The organism is Varibaculum timonense (assembly GCF_027694345.1).
Taxonomy (GTDB): domain Bacteria; phylum Actinomycetota; class Actinomycetes; order Actinomycetales; family Actinomycetaceae; genus Varibaculum; species Varibaculum timonense_A.
This window is the reverse complement of record NZ_JAQEVU010000023.1, coordinates 1-602: the sequence shown is the minus strand read 5'-3', so window position 1 is coordinate 602 and position 602 is coordinate 1. Positions and strand designations below refer to the sequence as shown.

Sequence of the window (602 nt, the reverse complement as noted above, 5' to 3'; positions counted from 1 at the left end):
TTGACTGCATTCTGTCCGATTCCGTTGCACACGAGTGCTGCCGTACCAAGCCACACCCACTGGCTCGAGCCACCACTAATCGTTTGTAGGCGTGATCGGGTGCCGTTACCAAAGTTACCGGTTGCCTCCGCAGGGGTGAAACCCTCGATAGCTTGCAACACTTGGATCAGGGCAGTGTTCATTTCACGCCCATACAAGCCATCAGTTGGAACAATGCCCGTGTATGCCTTATAACGTTGGTTTATTTCTCGTTGAATCGTGCGGATAGAATCTTTCCCGCCGTAGGCAGACAACAGTTTGAACTGCTTCATTGATAGCAATGCCATCATCAGCTCCAGATCAATCGTGGAAGATGATGACGATAACCCGATATCGCTCTTCAAATCCCGAATCGAAGAAGCAACATTATCAGTAAACTTAGTTGTGATACCTCCGTATTCTGCTGGGTATCCTTTACACCACAGGGCTCCTTGGATAATGCCATGCACGTTACTGGTAGAATCATTTTTGCTGATCCCGTTCGGCCAACGATTCTTGAAGCGTGACCGTGTCCCGGCACCGAAGTTATTCGCTGTGGCTGTGATACCCAGCTCGATTTGCAG

General features: G+C 49.5%; 1 pseudogene. It reads right to left on the bottom strand.

Annotation, left to right across the window (positions count from 1 at the left end):
• Positions 1-602 (bottom strand): annotated as a pseudogene (locus tag PG728_RS09305) (glycoside hydrolase domain-containing protein); the annotation flags it as partial.